Below are 17,399 nucleotides of genomic sequence, written 5' to 3' on the forward strand. Positions count from 1 at the left end.
GGCCGCGACGGCGACGGCGACTAGTTCAAGCCGTGTCAGTTCAAGCCGTAGGCGCGGGTCACGGTCTGCTGCACCGCGAACCCGGAACTGTCGGAGGCCGTGAAGCGCAGGGCCACGTAGCCGTTGTTGACGGACGGGTGGGTGACGTTGGCCGTCCAGCGGTCGGTGCCGTTGGCGGTCAGCGGGACGGTGGTCCACGTGACGCCGTCGTTGAACGACGCCTTCAGCGAGACCGACGTGACGGCGCTCCCGTCGGCGGCGCGCTGGGCGACGACGTCCAGCGGGAAGGTGGTGCCGGACGGAGCGCGCCCGCTGCTGTCGAAGGCCCCTGTAATCCTCGGCTGCAGCAGGTCGCGCTGGTCGGCGAACGGGTCGCCGGGACGTTCCGCGGACGGGAACGTCCAGCTCGTGTTGATCTTCTTGGCGTACAGCGACCACGGGACCGTGCGCTGCACGGCCAGGTCGAGCCGGTAGTTCGCGGCAGCGGCGGGTACGGTCCAGTCACCGGCCAACGGGTTGGTGCTCTGACCGACCAGCGTGCCGTTGCGGTAGAGGGTGAGTGTGCCGGTGGTGCCGTCGCTGTAGTTGCCGGAGAAGTTCTCGTGGCCGAGCGTCCCCGTGTCGGCCAGCAGCGGGCGGGCGATGAGCGTCCCCTGCCCATGCCCGACCGGCATCGTGGGCCCGAACGCGGCCTTGTGCCACGTCTCGGATGTCGTGGTGCCAGCAGTGAACGTGCGCGGCCCGGTGTCCCGCTCGGCGACCTGGTAGCCGCCCACGACGTAGAAGTAGTCGCTCCGCCACTTCACGCCGTTCGCGGTGTAGTAGACCCGCTGGGTGCTCGGTGCCGACGCGGGGTTCGTGAGCCCCACCACGGAGCCGCCGATGCCGTCGTAGTCGACGATCGTGGCGTGCGGACCGACACCGTCGGACGCCACCCCCTGCGAGGCGTACGTGGTGTTCACCAGGGCCAGGCTGCTCTCCGGGGCGGTGAACGTCAGGTTGGTCGGGATCTGCCCGGTCGTCGGGAACGCCAGCTTGTAGACGCGCGGCGAGGGCAGCGTGGTCAGCGGCTCGGTCTTGCACTCCGAGTACGTGAAGTAGTAGGGCCGGGTGGTGCTCGCCGACGGCCAGGCGCGCAGCCCGGTGGTGGGCGTGCCGCTCACCGTCGTGGTGATCACCTGCCCGGCGATCGTCTGCACGAGCTGGGCGTGGCTCTGGTACTCCGTGGCCGTCGCGGACGGGCTGACCGAGCTGATCTCCGTCGCCGTCCTGGCGTCCATGGTGAGGTCGACGTCGCCGCCGACCGTGAGGGTCGGGTCGCCGTAGAGCGCCAGGTCGTCCGGCGCGTACGGGTTGCCCGTGAGGACGATCGCGGTGAGGCTGTAGTCGCCGTCCGGGACCGTTCCCGTGAGCGTCCCACCGGACTGGCTGAGGATGTACTCCGTGCCGGTGCCGAGGTCGATGAGACTCGCGAGCGGCGCGACCGGCTGGCCGTTGATGTCGACGCCGCGAAGGGTGATCGTGTGGTCGGCCAGCGCGCTGGCGCGGGCCTGGGTCTTCTTCTTGCCGTGACCGAGCTGGTACGACGGCCCGGGTTTCGCGTCTCGTTGCCGGGGTTCGCCGGGGCCGTCCGCGACGGCCGACTGTACGGGGACTAGTAATGCCGCGAGCGCGACAGCACTGATCAGGGCTGTTCTCCAGCGCCTCACCGAGTTTCCCTTCTGTGCGATGACAGAGGTCGTGAGTGGGCGCAGAACCGGACGGAGTGATCCTCGGAAGGACCGCACCTGCGGGGAGTTCCGTCCCGGAATGACAAGATCACCCTACTCAACCGCGACCGCCCGGTCATATGACTGAGATCACACCCCTGTCCGCCCGGCCGTCGATAACGACGGTTAGCCGAGGTGGAGTGGGAATGATTTGTCCATGGACGAGCGATTCGTACGGCGGGGGGACGTCCAGGAGCTCACGGACTTCGAGCTGATCGTGTACGAGACCGTGGCGGAACTCGACAAGGACGGCCGGGCCGCCGACTTCGAGACGGTCGGGCGGCTCGTGGACGGGCCCGAGGAGGACCTGTGGGCCGCGCTCGGGCACCTGGTGTCGATCAACCACCTGCATTCGACCAGCGACGGATACGTGCTGGGGCCGCACGACTGGGCGCCTTGACCTCGTTCCCCTCGGGCGGGCTCAGGGGTGCAGCCGCAGGCCCTTCAGCACCTTGTCCACGCCGTTGCGCGGGCCGTGCACGGCGAAGCCGACGAGGGGCATCGCGTCGGCGGTGACGGCGCGGACGGTCTCCCGGTTCGCCTCGTCGTGGCCCGTCTTGAACATGTCCTCGATGTAGACGGCGATGGGCAGCTCGCGGGCGAGGGCGCGGCCATGGGCCGTCAGGATCGCCCCGGCGTCGGCCTCGTAGACGAGGACGGGCTGCCGGAACATGGCCAGATAGGCGTTGCCGGACGCGTCCTCGTACGGCTCGCCGATCACGTCCGGGACGCCGCCCGCGACGGCGCCGGCCAGGAACGCGGTCACGTTGAGTCGCTGCCACGCGGCCAGGTCGTCCCGGACCACGATCCCGATCTTGGTGTCGAAGCGCATGCGTCCAGGGTCGCGCTCACCAGGACGGATCGTCTTGAACGCTCGTGCGCCACACTGGAAACGTGGACTGGAGCAGGTACTGGCGCTCGGCGGACCGTCCGCTGGAGGCGATGCACGCGCATTTCGAGCGGCACGCCTACCACCGGCACAGCCACGAGACGTACTCGTTCGGCGTCACCGAGGACGGATACCAGGCGTTCCGGTGCCGGGGCGGCGCGCACACCAGCGCGACAGGGATGGTGATCGCGTTCAACCCGGACGACCCGCACGACGGCCACGCCGCCGACGACCTGGGCTTCACGTACCGGATCGTGCACATCGGGCCGGAGCTGGTGTCCGGTGTGCTGGCCGACATCGCGGGCGGTACGGCCGCGCTTCCACTGTTCGACTCGCCCGTGGTGACCGATCCCGTCCTGGCGCGGAACCTGCGCGGGCTGCACGCGGCGCTGCTCGGCGGCGCGTCCGCCCTGCGGCGGGACGAGCTGCTCACCGCGACGGTCGGGGCGATGTCGGCGCGGGCCGCGACCCGGGGCGTGCGCGCCACGTCCGCGACGGGCCCTCTGACTGGCACTGTGGAGCGGGCGCGGCGGCGGCTCCAGGAGTCCTACCTGGACGACGTCGGGGCCGACGCGCTGGCCGAGGCGGCCGGGTGCAGCCGGTTCGCCCTCTACCGGGGGTTCCGGCGCGCGTACGGGATGGCGCCGAGCGACTACCAGCGGCAGCTCCGGCTGCGCGCCGCCCGCCGGATGCTCGCCCGGGGCGGCGCGATCGGCGACGTGGCGGCCGCGACGGGCTTCGCCGACCAGAGCCATCTGACGCGCTGGTTCGTCCGTTGTTATGGCATGACGCCCGGAAACTACCGGAGTGCCGCCACGGGCTGAGGAAGAATGCCGCCCATGACACGGGCGAGCGGCACCATGTTCGGGCTGGCGTACGGGGACGCTCTCGGCGCCCCCACCGAGTTCCTCACCATGAAGCAGATCCGCGAGCGGTTCGGCGAGGACGGGCCCGCCGGGCTCGACGGCGATCCCGCCCTGGTCACCGACGACACCCAGATGGCGATCGCGGTCGGCGTGGCCCTGCTGGACGCGCTGGAGAACCCTCCCTTCACCCCCGACCTCATCACCCCCATGTGGCGGCGCCGGTTCGTCGACTGGCTCAACAGCCCCGACAACAACCGCGCGCCCGGCAACACGTGCCTGCGCGCCTGCCATGGCCTGGCCGCTGGGAAGCCTTGGGTGGACGCCACCATCGCGGGTTCCAAGGGGTGCGGCGCGAACATGCGGGTCGCGCCGGTGGGCCTGGCCCCCGGGCTGACGGACGAGACCCGGGCGGGCGCGGCGCAACTCCAGGCGGCCCTCACGCACGGCCATCCGACGGGGCTCGCCGCCAGCGAGCTGACGGCGTTCGCGGTGCGGTGGCTGGCCGACGGAATGGACCCGTCCGACCTGTCCGACGCGCTCCGCGACCGCTGCTACGAGGAACGCACCACCTACCACGAGCGCTGGCTCGGCACCCTGTGGCAGCGGTCGAAGGCGTTCGACCCCATGACGTTCATGTCCCTCGGCTGGGAGGAGTGCCTGGACGCCCTCGACCGCCTGGACGTGGCCGTCGAACGCGGCGACCGCGCGTCCGACCCCTGCGAGATCACCGGCGCGGGCTGGGTCGCGGAGGAGGCGCTCGCCACCGGACTGCTGTGCTTCCTGCTCTTCCCGGACGAGCCGGTCAGGGCGATCCGGCGGGGCGCGGCCAGCTCCGGCGACTCCGACTCGATCGCCTGCCTGGCGGGCGCGTTCGCGGGCGCCCATCTCGGCATGGACGCCTGGCCGGACGGCTGGTCCGCCCGCATCGAGTACGCCGACGACCTCGCGAAGATCGGTCGGGCCTGGGACTGACCCGGCGTTACGACGCCGTCCAGCCGGTCCAGGCGTCGATCGTGATCACGATGACCGGGCCGCGCGGCGGCCGTTCGCGGTACTGGGCGTAGCGGTCGGCGAGCAGCCGGACGGGTTCGGCCGTCCGCGCCGGGTCGTCGACGACGGCGGCGCGGCCGTCCACGCGGACCCACCAGAGGCGGTCCCAGTCGTCCTCGTAGTGGTCGGCAAGCAGCGCGACGCGCGGGTTGGCGCGGATGTTGGCCAGCCTGCGCAGGTCCCGCGTGCTTTTCGGCTTGTGGTCGACGGCGGTGTAGACCGCTCCCCGGTGGACGGCGAACGTCACCGGGACGAGGTGCGGCCGCGCGTCCTCCCCCACGGTCGCGAGGCGCGCGACCGGGACCGTCGTGAGCAGGCGGCGCGCCTCGTCCGGCGGAAGCTTCGGCACCCGCTCAGCTTTCCATGCCCTCAGCCATTTAGAGGCGGAAGGTCGGACGGGGCCAGGCCGCGTTCGGTGACCTTCGCCAGCTCCTCGGCGGTCAGGATTCGCGGCTCGCCGATCGCCCTGGCCCGGACGTACACGCCGCACAGCCATTCCAGCAGGCGCGCGTTCTCGAACGCCTCGTCCAGGTCGCGGCCGATCGTGACGCCGCCGTGGTTGGCCAGCAGTGCGGCGCGCCGTCCGCCGGACATGGCGGCGCGGACGTTGTCGGCCAGCTCGGGCGTCCCGTAGGTGGCGTACTCGGCGACCCGCACGGTGCCGCCCAGAAGAAGGATGTTGTAGTGGATCGGCGGCAGCTCGGCCATGGTCGTCGCCACGACGGCGGCATAGGTGGAGTGGGTGTGGACGATCGCCCTCGCCGCCGTCGACTCGTACAGCGCGAGATGCATCGGCGTCTCCGAGGACGGCGCCCGCTCGCCCTCGGCGAGGGCGCCCGACAGGGTGACGACCGGGCAGTCGGCGGGTTCCATCCGGTCGAGCCTCATTCCGGCCGGGGTGACGGCGACGAGGTCGCCCGACCGGACGCTGAGGTTGCCCGATGTCCCCGGCACGAGACCGGTTTCGGCCAGCAGTCGACCGATCGCAGCTAGTTTGCGCCTTTCGTCCGACAACAGCATGCGAATACCTTTCATGTTTCCAGGTGCACACCGTTACGCTAACGGCCCTGACGATCTTTAAGGGGTCCGGTCATGGCCGTGGTAACACTGGGGGCGCACACCCTGGACGTGCTCGCCGGGCCCGTGCGGAACGTCCCGGAAGGGCCCGACCCCGTCGTCGTCGACGAGATCAGGGTGACCGCCGCCGGGGCCGCCGCGGGCACGGCCGTGGCGCTCGCGCGGCTCGGCAACGACGTGGTCTCGGTCGGCGCGATCGGCGACGACGACCTCGGCGACCTGCTCGTGGCGATCATGACCAGGAACGGCGTGGACGTGCGCGGGCTCGTCCGGCGGACCGCGACCCAGACCGCCGCGTCCATCCTGCCCGTCCGGCCGGACGGCGACCGCCCGGCCCTGCACGCCCCCGGCGCCAACCTGACCCTCACCGCGGGCGCGGTCGGCCCCGGGCTGCTCGGCGCCGCGACCGTGGTGCACCTCGGCGGGCCCGACGTCACGACCGGACTGAACGACCCGGCGTTCTTCACGATGCTCGCCGCCGCGCGCGAGTCCGGCACCGTCGTGACCATGGACCCGCTGTCCCCCCGGCCCGACCTGCTCGGCGACGCCGCCGCGTTCCTGCCCCACGTCGACCACGTCCTGCTGTCGGAAGGGCAGGCCGCCGCGATGACCGGCGAGGACGACCCGGAGAAGGCCGCCGGGGCGCTCCTCGCCCGAGGGCCCGCCACGGTGATCGTCACGCGCGGTGGGGACGACAGCGTCGTCGCGACCCGCCGGGACACGCGGCGACTGCCCGCACCGCCCGTCAAGGTCGTCGACACCACCGGCTGCGGCGCCGCCTACTGCGCCGGGTTCATCACCGGCCTCGCGCACGGGCGCGACGTCCTGGAGTCGGCGCGCTGGGGCAGCGCCACGTCCGCGACCGTCGCGCAGGGCCTCGGCTCCGACGCCTGCCTCACCGACCTGGACTCGGTGCTTCGCCTGCTGGGCTGAGTCGCTCGCCCGCCGGCCCGAGCCGCCGGGCGAGGACCGCGTCCGCCGCCCCGGCGAGTTGTTCGAGGCGGCACACCTCCGTCCGGTGGAACGGCGGCGCGCCGGTGCGGGCGACGACCAGCGCGAGCGCGCCGCCGGACAGCGGGCAGACCGCGAACCGCGTGCCGTCCGGCGCCGTGAACGCCCGTGGCCGCAGCGGCGCCAGGTCCGGCAGTCCGGCGCCCGGCGCGGCCCCGGCGCTGGCGTGCACCAGCACCGCGTCGCCGTCCGCCGTCTGCTCGGCGAGCCCCGCCCAGTCGGCGCTCAGGATCGCCGGGACGGCGTCGGCGAGGATCTCCGCGCCGCGCGTGCGCGCGACCCGTCCGAGTGATCCCGGACGGTCCGGCAGGCGGATGCGTATCCGCAGCATCATCGCCACCTCCTGTTCCCCCACATGTCCCCCCAGCCTCGACGAGGCTCGTTTCCCTGGTGTTACCTCGAGGTGACGACGCGAGAAAACGCCGCGGAGTGCGGTGCTGGAACGGCGGGTGCCGGTCAAACTAGAGTCCGGTGGAGGTCATCGGCGGACCTATCGCCTCCTGCCTCCCAGCATTAAGGTGACTGCACGTGTCGAGGGACGGGGAACCCACAGTCGACGAGGACTCCGCAACCGGGCCGGAGTCGACGTCCGACGCGCCCTGCGACGTCACGCCCGACGATGTCGAATCCGGTGATGTCGAATCCGGTGATGTCGGAACCGGTCGTGTCGAAACCGGCGAGGTCGGGACGAGCAAGGTCGAGCCCGGCGAGGTCGAATCCGACGAGGTCGGTCCCGGCGCGATCAGGGACGCGCTCGCCGGGCTCGCCGCGCGGCTCGACCGCGAGCATGAGCGCGCCGCGCACCGCGAGGCCGTCATCGACCGGCTGCACGAGGAGAACCAGCGGCTGCGGCGCGGTGAGCTGCGGGCCATGCTCGAACCCGTCAAGACCGCGCTGTACCGGCTGCACGACCAGACGCGCCGCGAGTCGGGCCGCCTCGCCTCGCCCGACCTCGCCGAACCGCCCGACGCGCGGCGGACGGCGCTGCTGCTGGCGGCGGTCGCCGACGACGTCGCGGACGCCCTAGCGCGGCTCGGCGTGGAGCGCTTCACCGTCGAGCCGGGCGCCCCCTACGACGCGGCGCGGCACCGTCCCGTCGCGGTCACGCCCGTCGACGACCCGTTGCGGGACAACACCGTCACCGCCGTCCAGGCCGACGGGTTCGAGCAGGACGGCAGAGTGCTGCGCAAGGCCGCGGTCAGCGTCGGGAGACTCGACGAGACCCAGCGCGCCGAAGCAGTGAACAACGGAGTGAACACCGGACTCGGCACCGATGGGTGAGTGGGACATGGCTGTCTACGGGATCGACCTCGGAACCACGTACTCCTGCATTGCCTCCATCGACGACGTGGGACGACCGGCGGTCCTGCGGAACCTTGAGGGCACCGACACCACCCCGTCCGTCGTCTACTTCGAGAGCGGCGAGAACGTCGTCGTCGGCGCCACCGCGAAGGACACCGCGGTGCTGGAGCCCGACAACGTCGTCAGCCTGATCAAGCGGGACATGGGCCGGGACGTGACCCGTCCCATCCACGGGATCGACTTCACGCCGGAGGAGCTGTCGGCGTTCATCCTGCTGAAGCTCGCGACGGACGCGCGGACCACGACCGGCGAGGAGGCCCGCGACGTCGTCATCACCGTCCCCGCGTACTTCGGCGCGGCCGAGCGCGACGCGACCCGCAAGGCGGGGCACATCGCCCGGCTGAACGTCATCGACATCGTGTCCGAGCCGATCGCCGCCGCGATCACCTACGGCGTGCTGAACCCCGAGCAGGACCGCACGATCCTCGTGTACGACCTCGGCGGCGGGACGTTCGACACCACCGTGATCGCGCTGCGCGACGGGCACATCGAGGTGGTGTGCACCGACGGCGACCACGAGCTGGGCGGCGCCGACTGGGACGCCCGTCTCGTCGAGCACCTCGCCGAACGGTTCCGCGCCGAGCACCCCGACGCCGCCGACCCGCTCGACGACAAGCAGACGGAGCAGCAGCTCCGCCGCGACGCCGAGGACGCCAAGAAGGCCCTCACGACCCGCACCGCGCACACCGTCCGCGTCATGCACGACGGCCGGGTCGCGACGGTCGAGGTCACGCGGGAGAAGCTCGAGGAGCTGACCAAGGACCTCCTGGACCGCACCGTGGAGATCACCGGCCGGACGCTGGCCGCCGCCGCGGACAAGGGCGTGGAGGACTACGACGACCTCGTCCTCGTCGGCGGGTCCACGAAGATGCCGGTCGTCGCCGCGCGGCTGGCGACCGAGCTGGGCCTCACGCCCCGCCTCCAGGATCCCGACCTCGCCGTCGCCAAGGGCGCGGCGCTGTTCGCGTTCGAGGAGACGTACCGGCGGCTCGTCCGGGAGGGCGCCGCCGAGCGGGCCGAGGAGCTGGCGAGCCGCGCGGGGCTGTCCGCCGAGCAGCGCGAGCGGATCGCGGCGCGGCAGATCACGACGGTCGCGTCGCACGCCTTCGGGATCGTGGTCGTCGACCGCGACACCGGCGCGGAGAGCGTCGCGCACCTGGTGCACGCCAACGAGGAGCTGCCCGCCGCCAAGACCGAGGACTTCTTCACCGTGTACGACGACCAGCCGTCCGCCGACATCCGGGTGATGGAGCAGGCGGGCGTGGTCGAGTCCACCGACCTGATCGACAACACCGAGATCGCGACCGGGGAGATCCGCGTCCCGCCGGGCAAGCAGGCGGGCTGGCCGATCCGGGTCACGTTCGCGCTCGACTCGTCCGGGCTGCTGAACGTGACGGCCATGGAGAAGGAGACCGGGGAGCGGCTGGAGCTGAAGGTGGACGTCGGCGGCATGTCCGAGGAGGAGGTCGAGCGCTCCCGGAAGGCCCTCTCCCGGGTCCGGGTGAGCTGATCGGGAGGCGCCCGTGGCGTTCGACGACGACTACCGGCGGGAGGTGCTGGAGCCCGCGCGGGCCGCGGGCGACCAGCCTCCCGAAGACCTGCGCGTCCGCTACGCGCTGCCCGAACTCCCGCCCGGCGAGCTGTCCGGCGAGGAGGTCGCGGCGCGGGTCAAGCAGGTCCGGCAGTGCTGGCGACGGGCCCGCGGGCAGCTGAAGTACCGCAAGCTGATCGACCGGCTGGAGGCCGAGCACCGCGAGCTGGCGCCGCTGTTCGCCGCCGCCGAGCGCGGCGACCCGCGTCCGCTGGAGGAGCGGCTGCGCGGCGGGCGGGCCCGCACCGAGCGGCGACGCGGCGACGCCCGCGCCCGGCTCGCCGACGCGGCCGGGACGTTGAAGATGGCGACGCCCGCCGAGGTGGAGGGCATCGCCCGCACCGGCGGCGTCACCCGCGCCGAGCTGGAGGGCGACGCCGCGACCGACGGCATCGAGATCCGCGAGCCCGACCCGCTGCCGTCCGCCGCGCCCTACCCGGCGTACCGGAAGGTGCGGGAGTCTCTGGACGTCCTCGGCTCCCGGCACCTCGCCGACTTCGTGTTCGGCGCGCGGCTCACGGGCCCGATCCGGCTGCTGGACGGGTTCGCCGTCGCGGGCGGCCCCCCGCGCCTCGATCGGGAGGCGGTCGAGACGGCGGCGGCGCAGTGGGCGCGGCGGGGCCGCGACACCAGCACCACGCACGCCGACACGATCCTGGCCGCGCTGCGGTCGGACGTGCCGCCGCGCGACCTGGTCTTGTTCGACGTGGTGGACCGGCTCCGCGAGCGGCTGCGGCAGCGGGCGTCCGAACGGGCCCTGCTGCGGTACGCGGTCGACGACCTCGGCATCGAGCGGGGCGACGCGCGCCGGATGGTGTTCGCGCTCGTCCGCGAGACGGGCCAGGGCGGCGGCGGTCTCGCGGGACGGCTGCGCGCCCTCCTGGACGCCGGTGAGGTGTTCGCGGCGGCGGAGCTGGCGGACGCCGCGAACGTGCCCCGTCCCTCCGGCGACGGGCCGTCCAATGCCGAGGCGCCCGAGGAGGAGGTGCTGGCCGCCGAGGCGCGGCACCGGCTCGACACGGCGCTGCGGCTGCGCGAGACGGCCACCGCCGATCCCGATCCCGACCGCGCGCACCTGCTGCTGGACGACGCGCTGCGGCTCGTCCGCGACCTGCCCGGCGCGGCGGCGCACCGGCACCGGCTGCCGCCGCGTCCCGTCCCCATGGTGCGCGCCGATCTCGACGCCCGCGCGGGCGTGGTGCGGCTGTCGTGGGAGCCGTCGCCGTCCACGGCGGGCGAGGTGCTCTACAAGATCGTGCGTCAGGTGGGCCGGGCGCCTCGCGACGCCCGCGACGGCACCGGGCTCGGCGGGCCGCTGGACGAGCGTCCGCCCATCAACGCGGCGGTGTACTACGGGGTGTTCGCGGTGCGGGGCGAGGCCGCCGCCGCGCCCGCCGTGGCGGGTCCGATCGTGGTGCGGCCCGAGCCCACGGAGGTGGAACTGCTCGCCGGGGACGGCGAGGTCACCGGACGGTGGCGCTGCCCCGCGGAGGCCGCGCGGGTCGTGGTCGTCCGGGACGGCGGACCCATCCCGGCAGGCCGCGACGGGTTCCGCGAGCGCGTCCACAACGGCCGGACGCACCACTACCTCGTCGCCGCCGTCTACCTCGACGGGTCCGGGCGGGAGGTCGTGACGGACGGGGTGCGCGCGTCGGTCACGCCGAGCGCGCCGCCCGAGCCGGTGTTCGAGCTGGCGGCGGAGGTCGACGAGTCCGACCCCGGCCTCGTCAGGGTCCGCTTCGCCCCGCCCCGCACCGGGACGGTCGAGCTGGTGCTGTCGCCGGGACCGCCGCCGTGGCCGCGCAGCGCGCTCGTCCCGCTGGAGGAGGTCCGGCGGGAGACCCGGCGGCTGGCGTGCACGCCGCTGGACGGCGGGCTCGCGGTCCGGCCGGGCGCGGGCGGCTGGCTGCTGGCGGTGACGGTGGCGGAGGGCGGCGCCGCGATCGGCGCCTACCACCGGCACGTGAACCTGCCGCCGCCGCGCCGTCTGGTCGCCGAGCGGCGCGGCGACCATGTGCACGTCGGCTTCGACTGGCCGCCGGACGTCGCGGAGGTCGAGGTCGCCTATCTGGTCGGCCGGGACGCCCTGCGCATCGCCGACCCGCCGTCGACCGAGATCGTGACCCGCGCCGCCTACGACACGCAGGGCGGGATCCGGCTGCCCGTCCCCGAGGACGAACCGGTCGAACTGACGGTCGCGGCGGCCGGAAACGTCGGCGGCTCCCGGGTGACGGGCCCGCCGGTCACCGCGCAGGTGGCGGCCCGCGCGATCGTCCGGTACGACGTGCTGCGATCGGGCCCGCCGTGGCGGCGGTACCTGACGATCCGGCTGACGTCGTCGCGGCCACTGCGGGTGGCGCGGCTGTCGCTGGTGCTGCGCGCCGGACGGGTCATGCCGCACCGCGCCGCCGACGGCGAGACGCTCGGCGCGTGGGAGCAGGTACCGGTGCCCGGCGAGCTGTCCCTCGCCGTACCGGAGGCGTCCGGGCCCTACTGGCTGCGCTGCTTCGCCGACGACGAGGTCGTCGAGCTGAGCGATCCCCCCGTCCGGCGGCTCCAGGTCGCGCGATGAACCCCATGACCGCGAGGACGCAGAGCGTCACCTGCCCGTACTGCTTCGGGGCGGTCGCGCCGCAACGGATCCTGTTCCGATGCCGGGGGCAGGCCGGGCGGCGGCAGGGCTGCGCGCCCGTCCTGGACACGGCGCTCGCCGAGTACACCGGGTCGACCGCGGGCGCGTCGCTGCCGCCGGTGTTCTCCGCGTCCGGGCGCGTGTCGTTCAAGCGCGGGGGTCGCGCCGACTGCCCCGACTGCGGGCTCCCGACCGGCAACCGCGCCTGCCCGGACTGCCACAACCCGCTGCCGTCGGCGTACTGCGACTCGCCCGGCCGGATCGTCGCGCTGGTCGGCGCGAAGAACGCGGGCAAGAGCACCTACATCGCCGTCCTGCTGCACGAGCTGATGAACCGCGTCGGGACCGAGCTGGACGCCTCCCTCGTCGCCTGCGACGACCGCACCATCGAACGGTACAAGCGCGACTTCGCGCGCCCGCTGCTGGAGGAACGGCGGCTACTGCCGACGACCACCAGCGCGACGACCGGCCCCCGCGAACCGCTCGTCTACCTGCTCACCCGCACGCGGCACGGCCGGTTCGCGCGGGGACGGTTCGCGCGTACCCGCAACGACTCGCTCGCGCTCGTGCTGTTCGACACGGCGGGCGAGGACCTGCGCAGCCGCGAGGTCACCGACCTGCACCTGCGGTACCTGGAGGCGGCCGACGCGATCATCTTCCTCGTCGACCCGCTGGAGCTGCCCGGGGCGCGGACGGGCGTGCGGGACGCCGTCCCGGCTCCGCACGGGGCGGGGGACGACCCCGACAGCGAGCCGCTGAACATCATCGCCCGCGTCACCGACACGTTGCGGCAGCGGCACGGCACCCGTCCCGGCGAGCCGCTGCCCGTGCCCGTCGCCGTCGCGCTCACCAAGATCGACGTGTTGCGGCCGGGGCTGCTGGACCAGTCGGCGCTGCACCGCTCCCGTTCCGGCGTGGGGGTCCTCGATCTGGACGACAGGGACGCGGTGAACGAGCAGGTCCGCGCGCTGCTGCACGACTGGCAGGCCGGGCAGCTCGACACGTATCTCGGGCAGCAGTACGCCGACCACGCGCTGTTCGGGCTGTCGGCGCTCGGCGGCGTCCCGGACGACGGCCGGGTCGGGGCGGGCGGCGTCCGTCCCTACCGTGCGGAGGATCCGCTGCTCTGGCTGCTGTACAGGTTCGGGATGCTGGACGGCGTCCGTCCCGGGGAGGGCTAGCCGTGGCGTGGCAGTTGCACTACACGTCCGCGCGGCGCGGTCCCACCGGCCGGGCCGGTTTCCAGTTCGTCGCCGAGACCCCCGGGTTGCCGGACGGGGTCAGGGCGGGCGTGACGCCGTACCTGTCGTACCGTCCGCCGCCCGACGCGCCGCTGTCCCCTGACGACGCCGAGCTGGCAGGGTTCCCCGTGTCGCTGCTCTACGACCGGGTCGACGGGCGGCCGCTGCTACTGCGTTGCCGCTATCTCGGCCGCGACTACTCGGGTCGCTACGGCAACTTCTTCGCACACGCAGTCGTGGCGGAGCCGGACGAGTTGGAGGGGCTGCGTCCCGCCGAGTTGTGGCACGCCCCGCACTGGACGCCCGACCCGGCGGCGGAGGCCGTCCTGGATCCGCTGGACGAGTTGACCCCGGGCACGGCGCTCGACCCGGACACCCTCGCGGCCTGGCTCCCCGAGTCGGGCCCCGCCGACCCGTACGCGCTGCTCGGCCACCTCGTGGACGCCGTCGCGGACGTCCTGCGCCGGGGCCACGGCCGGGTCGTCCTCGTCGCCGACGACGTCGACCTGATCGCCCGCTGGATCGCGATCGTGTCGTACTCGCTGCCCGTCGGGGCGGCGGCGCGGCTGTCGTTCGTCACCTACACCGGCGACCCGGAGGGCGCCGCGCAGCGCCTGGTCGGCACGACGCCCGCGATCTGGGCCGCCGAACGGCACCACGCCTCGCACGCCCGTGCGTTCGACCTGCGCGGCGGCCACCTGGACGGCGAGGCCAGCCGCTTCGCGCGGACCGTCGCCGGATGCTGGCGCGACGGTGACTTCGGCGGCCTGGACGCCCTCGGCGAGCTGGCCCCGCTGGACGACCCCGGGCAGGAGGGCGCCGCCGCGCTACTGGCGCTGTGCCGGGGCGACGTCACCGTCACGCCGGACGAGGAGGCCGCGGCCGCCGAACTGCTGACGAGGCGCGGGTCCGACATCCCCGAGTGGGTCTGGCGCGACCTCGTGCCGGGCGTCCCGTCCATGGGTCTCGGCCTGGCGCTCGCCGTGCACGAGCGGGCGCGGGCGGCGGGCGCGGACGAGGTGGCGCGGCAGTGCTCGATCCGCGTCACCGACCGGGTGGTGGACGCGATGGCGGAGGCGCCCGGTCTGGTCGCGGTCGCGGCGGCGGCCGGTGTCGCCGATCGCGCCGGAGCGCCGCCGGGCCCGGAGCAGGTCGCGGAATCGGCGGCGCGATGCGCGCGGCGCGGGGCCGCCGACCTGCGCGAGGCACTGTCCGACTGCCCCGTCGCGCTGCGGGACGCCCTCCTGGACGGCGTCCTCACCGGCCTCACCGAAGCCGCCGACCGAGAACGAGCGGCGGCGCTCACGCCCGCCGACTGCGACCTCCTCTACGAGCACGGCGACCGGCTGCGCGCCAAGCCCACCGTCGCGTCCGCCGTGCTCGCGTCGATCGGGCGCCGGACCCCGGGACGCCGGATCGCGATCACCGGCGAGCTGCTCCGGCTGGATGGCGCCGACCTCGACTCGGCCCTGCGCGAGGTCTGGGCCACTCCCCCGTCCGCCGCCGAATGCGCGGAGCTGCTGGACGAGCACGGCCCCGCGATGACAGACCATCCGGCGCTGGCCGGGCTGCCGTCCCGGACGTTCACCAGGCTCGCGTTCCCCGGCGGCGAGCGCCTCGCCGAACCGGCGACGCTGCGGCTCGCCGAACGGGTCCGCGACCTCATGCCGGACGGCCCGTCCGGCCGCGACGCCGCCGTCGTCCTGGCCTACGGGACGGCGATCACCGCAGGGCCACCGCGCGCCGCCCGCGCCCTGGAGGAGATCGCCCCCGCCGATGACGCCACGACGCAGCTCGCCGGGGAGGCGTTCGTCGGGGCGGCGCGGCAGTTGTCCGAGCGGCCCCCGGCGTTCCGGGCGGAGCTGCTGGCGGGCCTGTCGGAGGCCGCCCGCGCCCGGCTCGGCGCCCGCTGGACCGCCGACCTGCCCGCCCGCGCCCGCGCCGGACGGGTCCCGCTGCGCGGCGCCGACCTCGGGCGCCGCAACGACCTCGTCGAGGTGGTGCTGCGGCTGAAGGCGCGCGGCGCCGCCGAACCGGCCCTGGAGGCGTGGGCGCGGGCCGCCGCCGGACGCTGGCTCGCGGCCCGGCAGCTCGACGCCCGCCTGTCGCGCAGCCCCCGGCTGCGGGCCGCGCTGCGCGACCTCCTCGCCGCGGACGAGTCGGCCGGGGGGACGTGACCCGTGCATCCCATCATCGTGCTGCTGCTTCTCGCCGTGTGGGCCGCCGTCATGTGGCTCGGGTTCATGTACGTGTTCCCGGTGCTGTTCGCCGGGACGCTGATCGTCGCCGGGGTCGCCGGGATCGGCCTGTACTACCTGCACGCCTGCCGGACGCTCGCGCCGTCCACCCTGGAGGGGCCCTCGCCGGTCGCGGAACCGAAGATCGCCTACCGGCACTACCTGCTCGGGCAGGTGTGGCGCGACTGGTGGACGATCAGCCACACGGTCGTCCCGCAGGTGTACCAGCTGGCCAGGGGCATCGTCGTCCGGCTGACGCGGCTGCTGCTCGGCGGCTTCTGGGGGTTCTTCCTCTTCCCGACCTGGCTGGCGTTGTGCGCGGGGATCGTCGCGGCGGCCGTCCCGGCGGCCGGGTTCGTGGTGGCGTTGACCGTCCTGTACGGGGTCGCCGCCGCGATGGGGCTCGGGGTGTGGCTGCTCTGCGTGTTGGCCCTCGCCGCCGTTGAGCGGGGCTTCATGACGTTCGGGCGGATCCTCCAGACCTGCCCGCACCCGTTCTGTTACGACCGGATCGGCCTGCCCGAGTACGAATGCCCGGGATGCGGCGCGCGGCACCGGCATCTCGCCCCCGGGTCGGGCGGCGCGTTCCGGCACGTGTGCCGATGCGGGGCGCGGCTGCCCACGACCGTCCCGCTTGGGCGGTTCCGGCTGGCCGCGTACTGCCCGCACTGCGGCGGGCGGCTGCCCGAACGCATCGGACGGGTTCGGGTGGAGCCGCTGCCGTTCGTCGGCGGCCCGGCCGCGGGCAAGACGACGTTCATGGTCCTCGGCATCCGGGCGCTGCACGCGCGGGCGCGCGCCGTCCACGGGCGGCTCACGTTCGTCGAGCAGCGGCACGCGCAGGCGTACGCGGGCGCCATCCGCGAGTTCCAGCGCGGCGGGCGGCTCGCCAAGACCGGACCCGAGCTGCCCCTCGCCACCATGGTGGACGTGGAGCTGCCCGGACGGTCGCGCCGCATCCTCTACCTGTTCGACCCGGCGGGCGAGCACTACACGGGCGCCACCGAGGTCGAGTCGCTGCGGTATCTCGACCACGGCGAGGCGCTGCTGTTCGTCGTCGACCCGTTCGCCCTCCCCCAGCTGCGCAGGGCCCTGACCAGCGACGAGACGCGCTTCGTCGACCAGGCCGCCGTGTCGTCGGAGGAGGACCCGGCCGACACGCTCCAGCGGGTGCTGAACGAGCTGCGCTCCCGTCCCGACCAGGGACGCCAGAAGCGCGTGGCCGTCATCGTCACCAAGGTCGACCTGCTGACCCGCACCGAGATCGGCCGCTGCCTGGCCGAGGACGGCGACCTGCGCGACTGGCTCGCGCGGGTGGGGCTCGGCAACACCGTCCGGACGCTCGACCAGGTCGCCGGGCAGGTGCGGTACTTCGCCTCGGGCCTGGAGACCGAACCGGCGGACGTCGCCGAGCTGCTCGGCTGGGTGGTCGGGTTGACCGGGCCGGGCGCGTCCGAGGGCGACCGTCCGGCGGTTGAGGCGCCGTCCGAGCCGCCGGGGACGGCCCCGCTGCGGGCCCCGTGGCCGGTGCGTGGACGCGGCTCGACCCGTGTCCCGGTGGGGTACACGGTGGGGCGCTGGGCCGTCCTGTCGGGGCTGTCGGCACTCACCGCCGCGTCAGTGACCGGCGCGGTCGTCGCCGCCGCCGAACGCCTCCCGTTCTGAGTGTGACGC

The 17,399-nt window shown here is 74.0% G+C and carries 15 protein-coding genes; 10 read left to right on the forward strand and 5 right to left on the reverse strand.

The annotated features are described in order from the left end of the window. Nucleotides 1–35: 35 nt before the first annotated feature. Nucleotides 36–1,709: a hypothetical protein gene (locus ABD808_RS35775; RefSeq protein ID WP_344907022.1), complete on the reverse strand. Its 1,674-nt coding sequence runs from the start codon at nucleotides 1,707–1,709 to the stop codon at nucleotides 36–38. 217 nt (nucleotides 1,710–1,926) lie between these two features. On the opposite strand from ABD808_RS35775, the gene ABD808_RS35780 reads away from it, so the two are divergent. Then, entirely contained in the window at nucleotides 1,927–2,169 is a 243-nt protein-coding gene (locus tag ABD808_RS35780) for a hypothetical protein (RefSeq protein ID WP_344907025.1), read from the forward strand. Nucleotides 2,170–2,190: 21 nt separating this feature from the next. Here the strand turns inward: ABD808_RS35780 and ABD808_RS35785 are convergent, their stop codons facing one another. Next, entirely contained in the window at nucleotides 2,191–2,601 is a 411-nt protein-coding gene (locus ABD808_RS35785) for a DUF2000 family protein (protein ID WP_344907028.1), read from the reverse strand. A 62-nt stretch (nucleotides 2,602–2,663) separates the two neighbouring features. On the opposite strand from ABD808_RS35785, the gene ABD808_RS35790 reads away from it, so the two are divergent. Together ABD808_RS35790 and ABD808_RS35795 are read left to right on the forward strand one after the other, a co-directional pair. After that, on the forward strand, nucleotides 2,664–3,482 hold the full coding sequence (locus ABD808_RS35790; RefSeq protein ID WP_344907032.1) for an AraC family transcriptional regulator: 819 nt from the start codon (nucleotides 2,664–2,666) through the stop codon (nucleotides 3,480–3,482). 15 nt (nucleotides 3,483–3,497) lie between these two features. Then, complete coding sequence (locus tag ABD808_RS35795) at nucleotides 3,498–4,496, forward strand: ADP-ribosylglycohydrolase family protein (RefSeq protein WP_344907035.1); 999 nt, start codon at nucleotides 3,498–3,500, stop codon at nucleotides 4,494–4,496. A 7-nt stretch (nucleotides 4,497–4,503) separates the two neighbouring features. Here ABD808_RS35795 and ABD808_RS35800 read toward each other — a convergent pair whose 3' ends face one another. Then, nucleotides 4,504–4,923 (reverse strand): TIGR03668 family PPOX class F420-dependent oxidoreductase, encoded by a 420-nt coding sequence (locus ABD808_RS35800; RefSeq protein ID WP_344907038.1) that lies wholly within the window; start codon nucleotides 4,921–4,923, stop codon nucleotides 4,504–4,506. Nucleotides 4,924–4,943: 20 nt separating this feature from the next. Further along, nucleotides 4,944–5,594, reverse strand: a complete 651-nt coding sequence (locus ABD808_RS35805) for a class II aldolase/adducin family protein (RefSeq protein WP_344907647.1) — start codon at nucleotides 5,592–5,594, stop codon at nucleotides 4,944–4,946. Between the two features lie 72 nt (nucleotides 5,595–5,666). Between ABD808_RS35805 and ABD808_RS35810 the strand changes: the two genes are divergently transcribed. Next, nucleotides 5,667–6,584, forward strand: coding sequence for a carbohydrate kinase family protein (locus ABD808_RS35810; protein WP_344907040.1), 918 nt, complete (start codon nucleotides 5,667–5,669; stop codon nucleotides 6,582–6,584). On the opposite strand, the gene ABD808_RS35815 is transcribed toward ABD808_RS35810, so the two are convergent. Beyond that, nucleotides 6,547–6,996, reverse strand: coding sequence for a hypothetical protein (locus ABD808_RS35815; protein WP_344907043.1), 450 nt, complete (start codon nucleotides 6,994–6,996; stop codon nucleotides 6,547–6,549). The genes ABD808_RS35810 and ABD808_RS35815 overlap by 38 nt on opposite strands. A 194-nt stretch (nucleotides 6,997–7,190) precedes the next feature. Here ABD808_RS35815 and grpE point away from each other — a divergent pair, with 194 nt between their 5' ends. The 6 genes from grpE to ABD808_RS35845 are packed head-to-tail and all read left to right on the forward strand — an operon-like array spanning nucleotide 7,191 to nucleotide 17,390. Further along, the gene (gene grpE, locus ABD808_RS35820; RefSeq protein ID WP_344907046.1) at nucleotides 7,191–7,943 is read left to right on the forward strand and encodes a nucleotide exchange factor GrpE; all 753 of its coding nucleotides are present in this window, start codon (nucleotides 7,191–7,193) and stop codon (nucleotides 7,941–7,943) included. 7 nt (nucleotides 7,944–7,950) lie between these two features. Next, nucleotides 7,951–9,534, forward strand: a complete 1,584-nt coding sequence (locus tag ABD808_RS35825) for an Hsp70 family protein (protein WP_344907049.1) — start codon at nucleotides 7,951–7,953, stop codon at nucleotides 9,532–9,534. A 13-nt stretch (nucleotides 9,535–9,547) separates the two neighbouring features. After that, entirely contained in the window at nucleotides 9,548–12,187 is a 2,640-nt protein-coding gene (locus tag ABD808_RS35830) for a SaeA-related protein (protein WP_344907052.1), read from the forward strand. Further along, nucleotides 12,184–13,428 carry a TRAFAC clade GTPase domain-containing protein gene (locus ABD808_RS35835; protein ID WP_344907055.1) on the forward strand — a complete coding sequence of 415 codons (1,245 nt, stop codon included), beginning with the start codon at nucleotides 12,184–12,186 and terminating at the stop codon, nucleotides 13,426–13,428. The genes ABD808_RS35830 and ABD808_RS35835 overlap by 4 nt, the downstream gene beginning before the upstream one ends. Before the next feature lie 2 nt (nucleotides 13,429–13,430). Continuing rightward, nucleotides 13,431–15,665 (forward strand): GAP1-N2 domain-containing protein, encoded by a 2,235-nt coding sequence (locus tag ABD808_RS35840; protein ID WP_344907058.1) that lies wholly within the window; start codon nucleotides 13,431–13,433, stop codon nucleotides 15,663–15,665. Between the two features lie 3 nt (nucleotides 15,666–15,668). Continuing rightward, nucleotides 15,669–17,390 (forward strand): TRAFAC clade GTPase domain-containing protein, encoded by a 1,722-nt coding sequence (locus ABD808_RS35845; RefSeq protein ID WP_344907061.1) that lies wholly within the window; start codon nucleotides 15,669–15,671, stop codon nucleotides 17,388–17,390. The last annotated feature ends 9 nt before the right edge of the window (nucleotides 17,391–17,399 follow it).

Source organism: Actinomadura meridiana (genome assembly GCF_039537545.1).
GTDB lineage: Bacteria > Actinomycetota > Actinomycetes > Streptosporangiales > Streptosporangiaceae > Spirillospora > Spirillospora meridiana.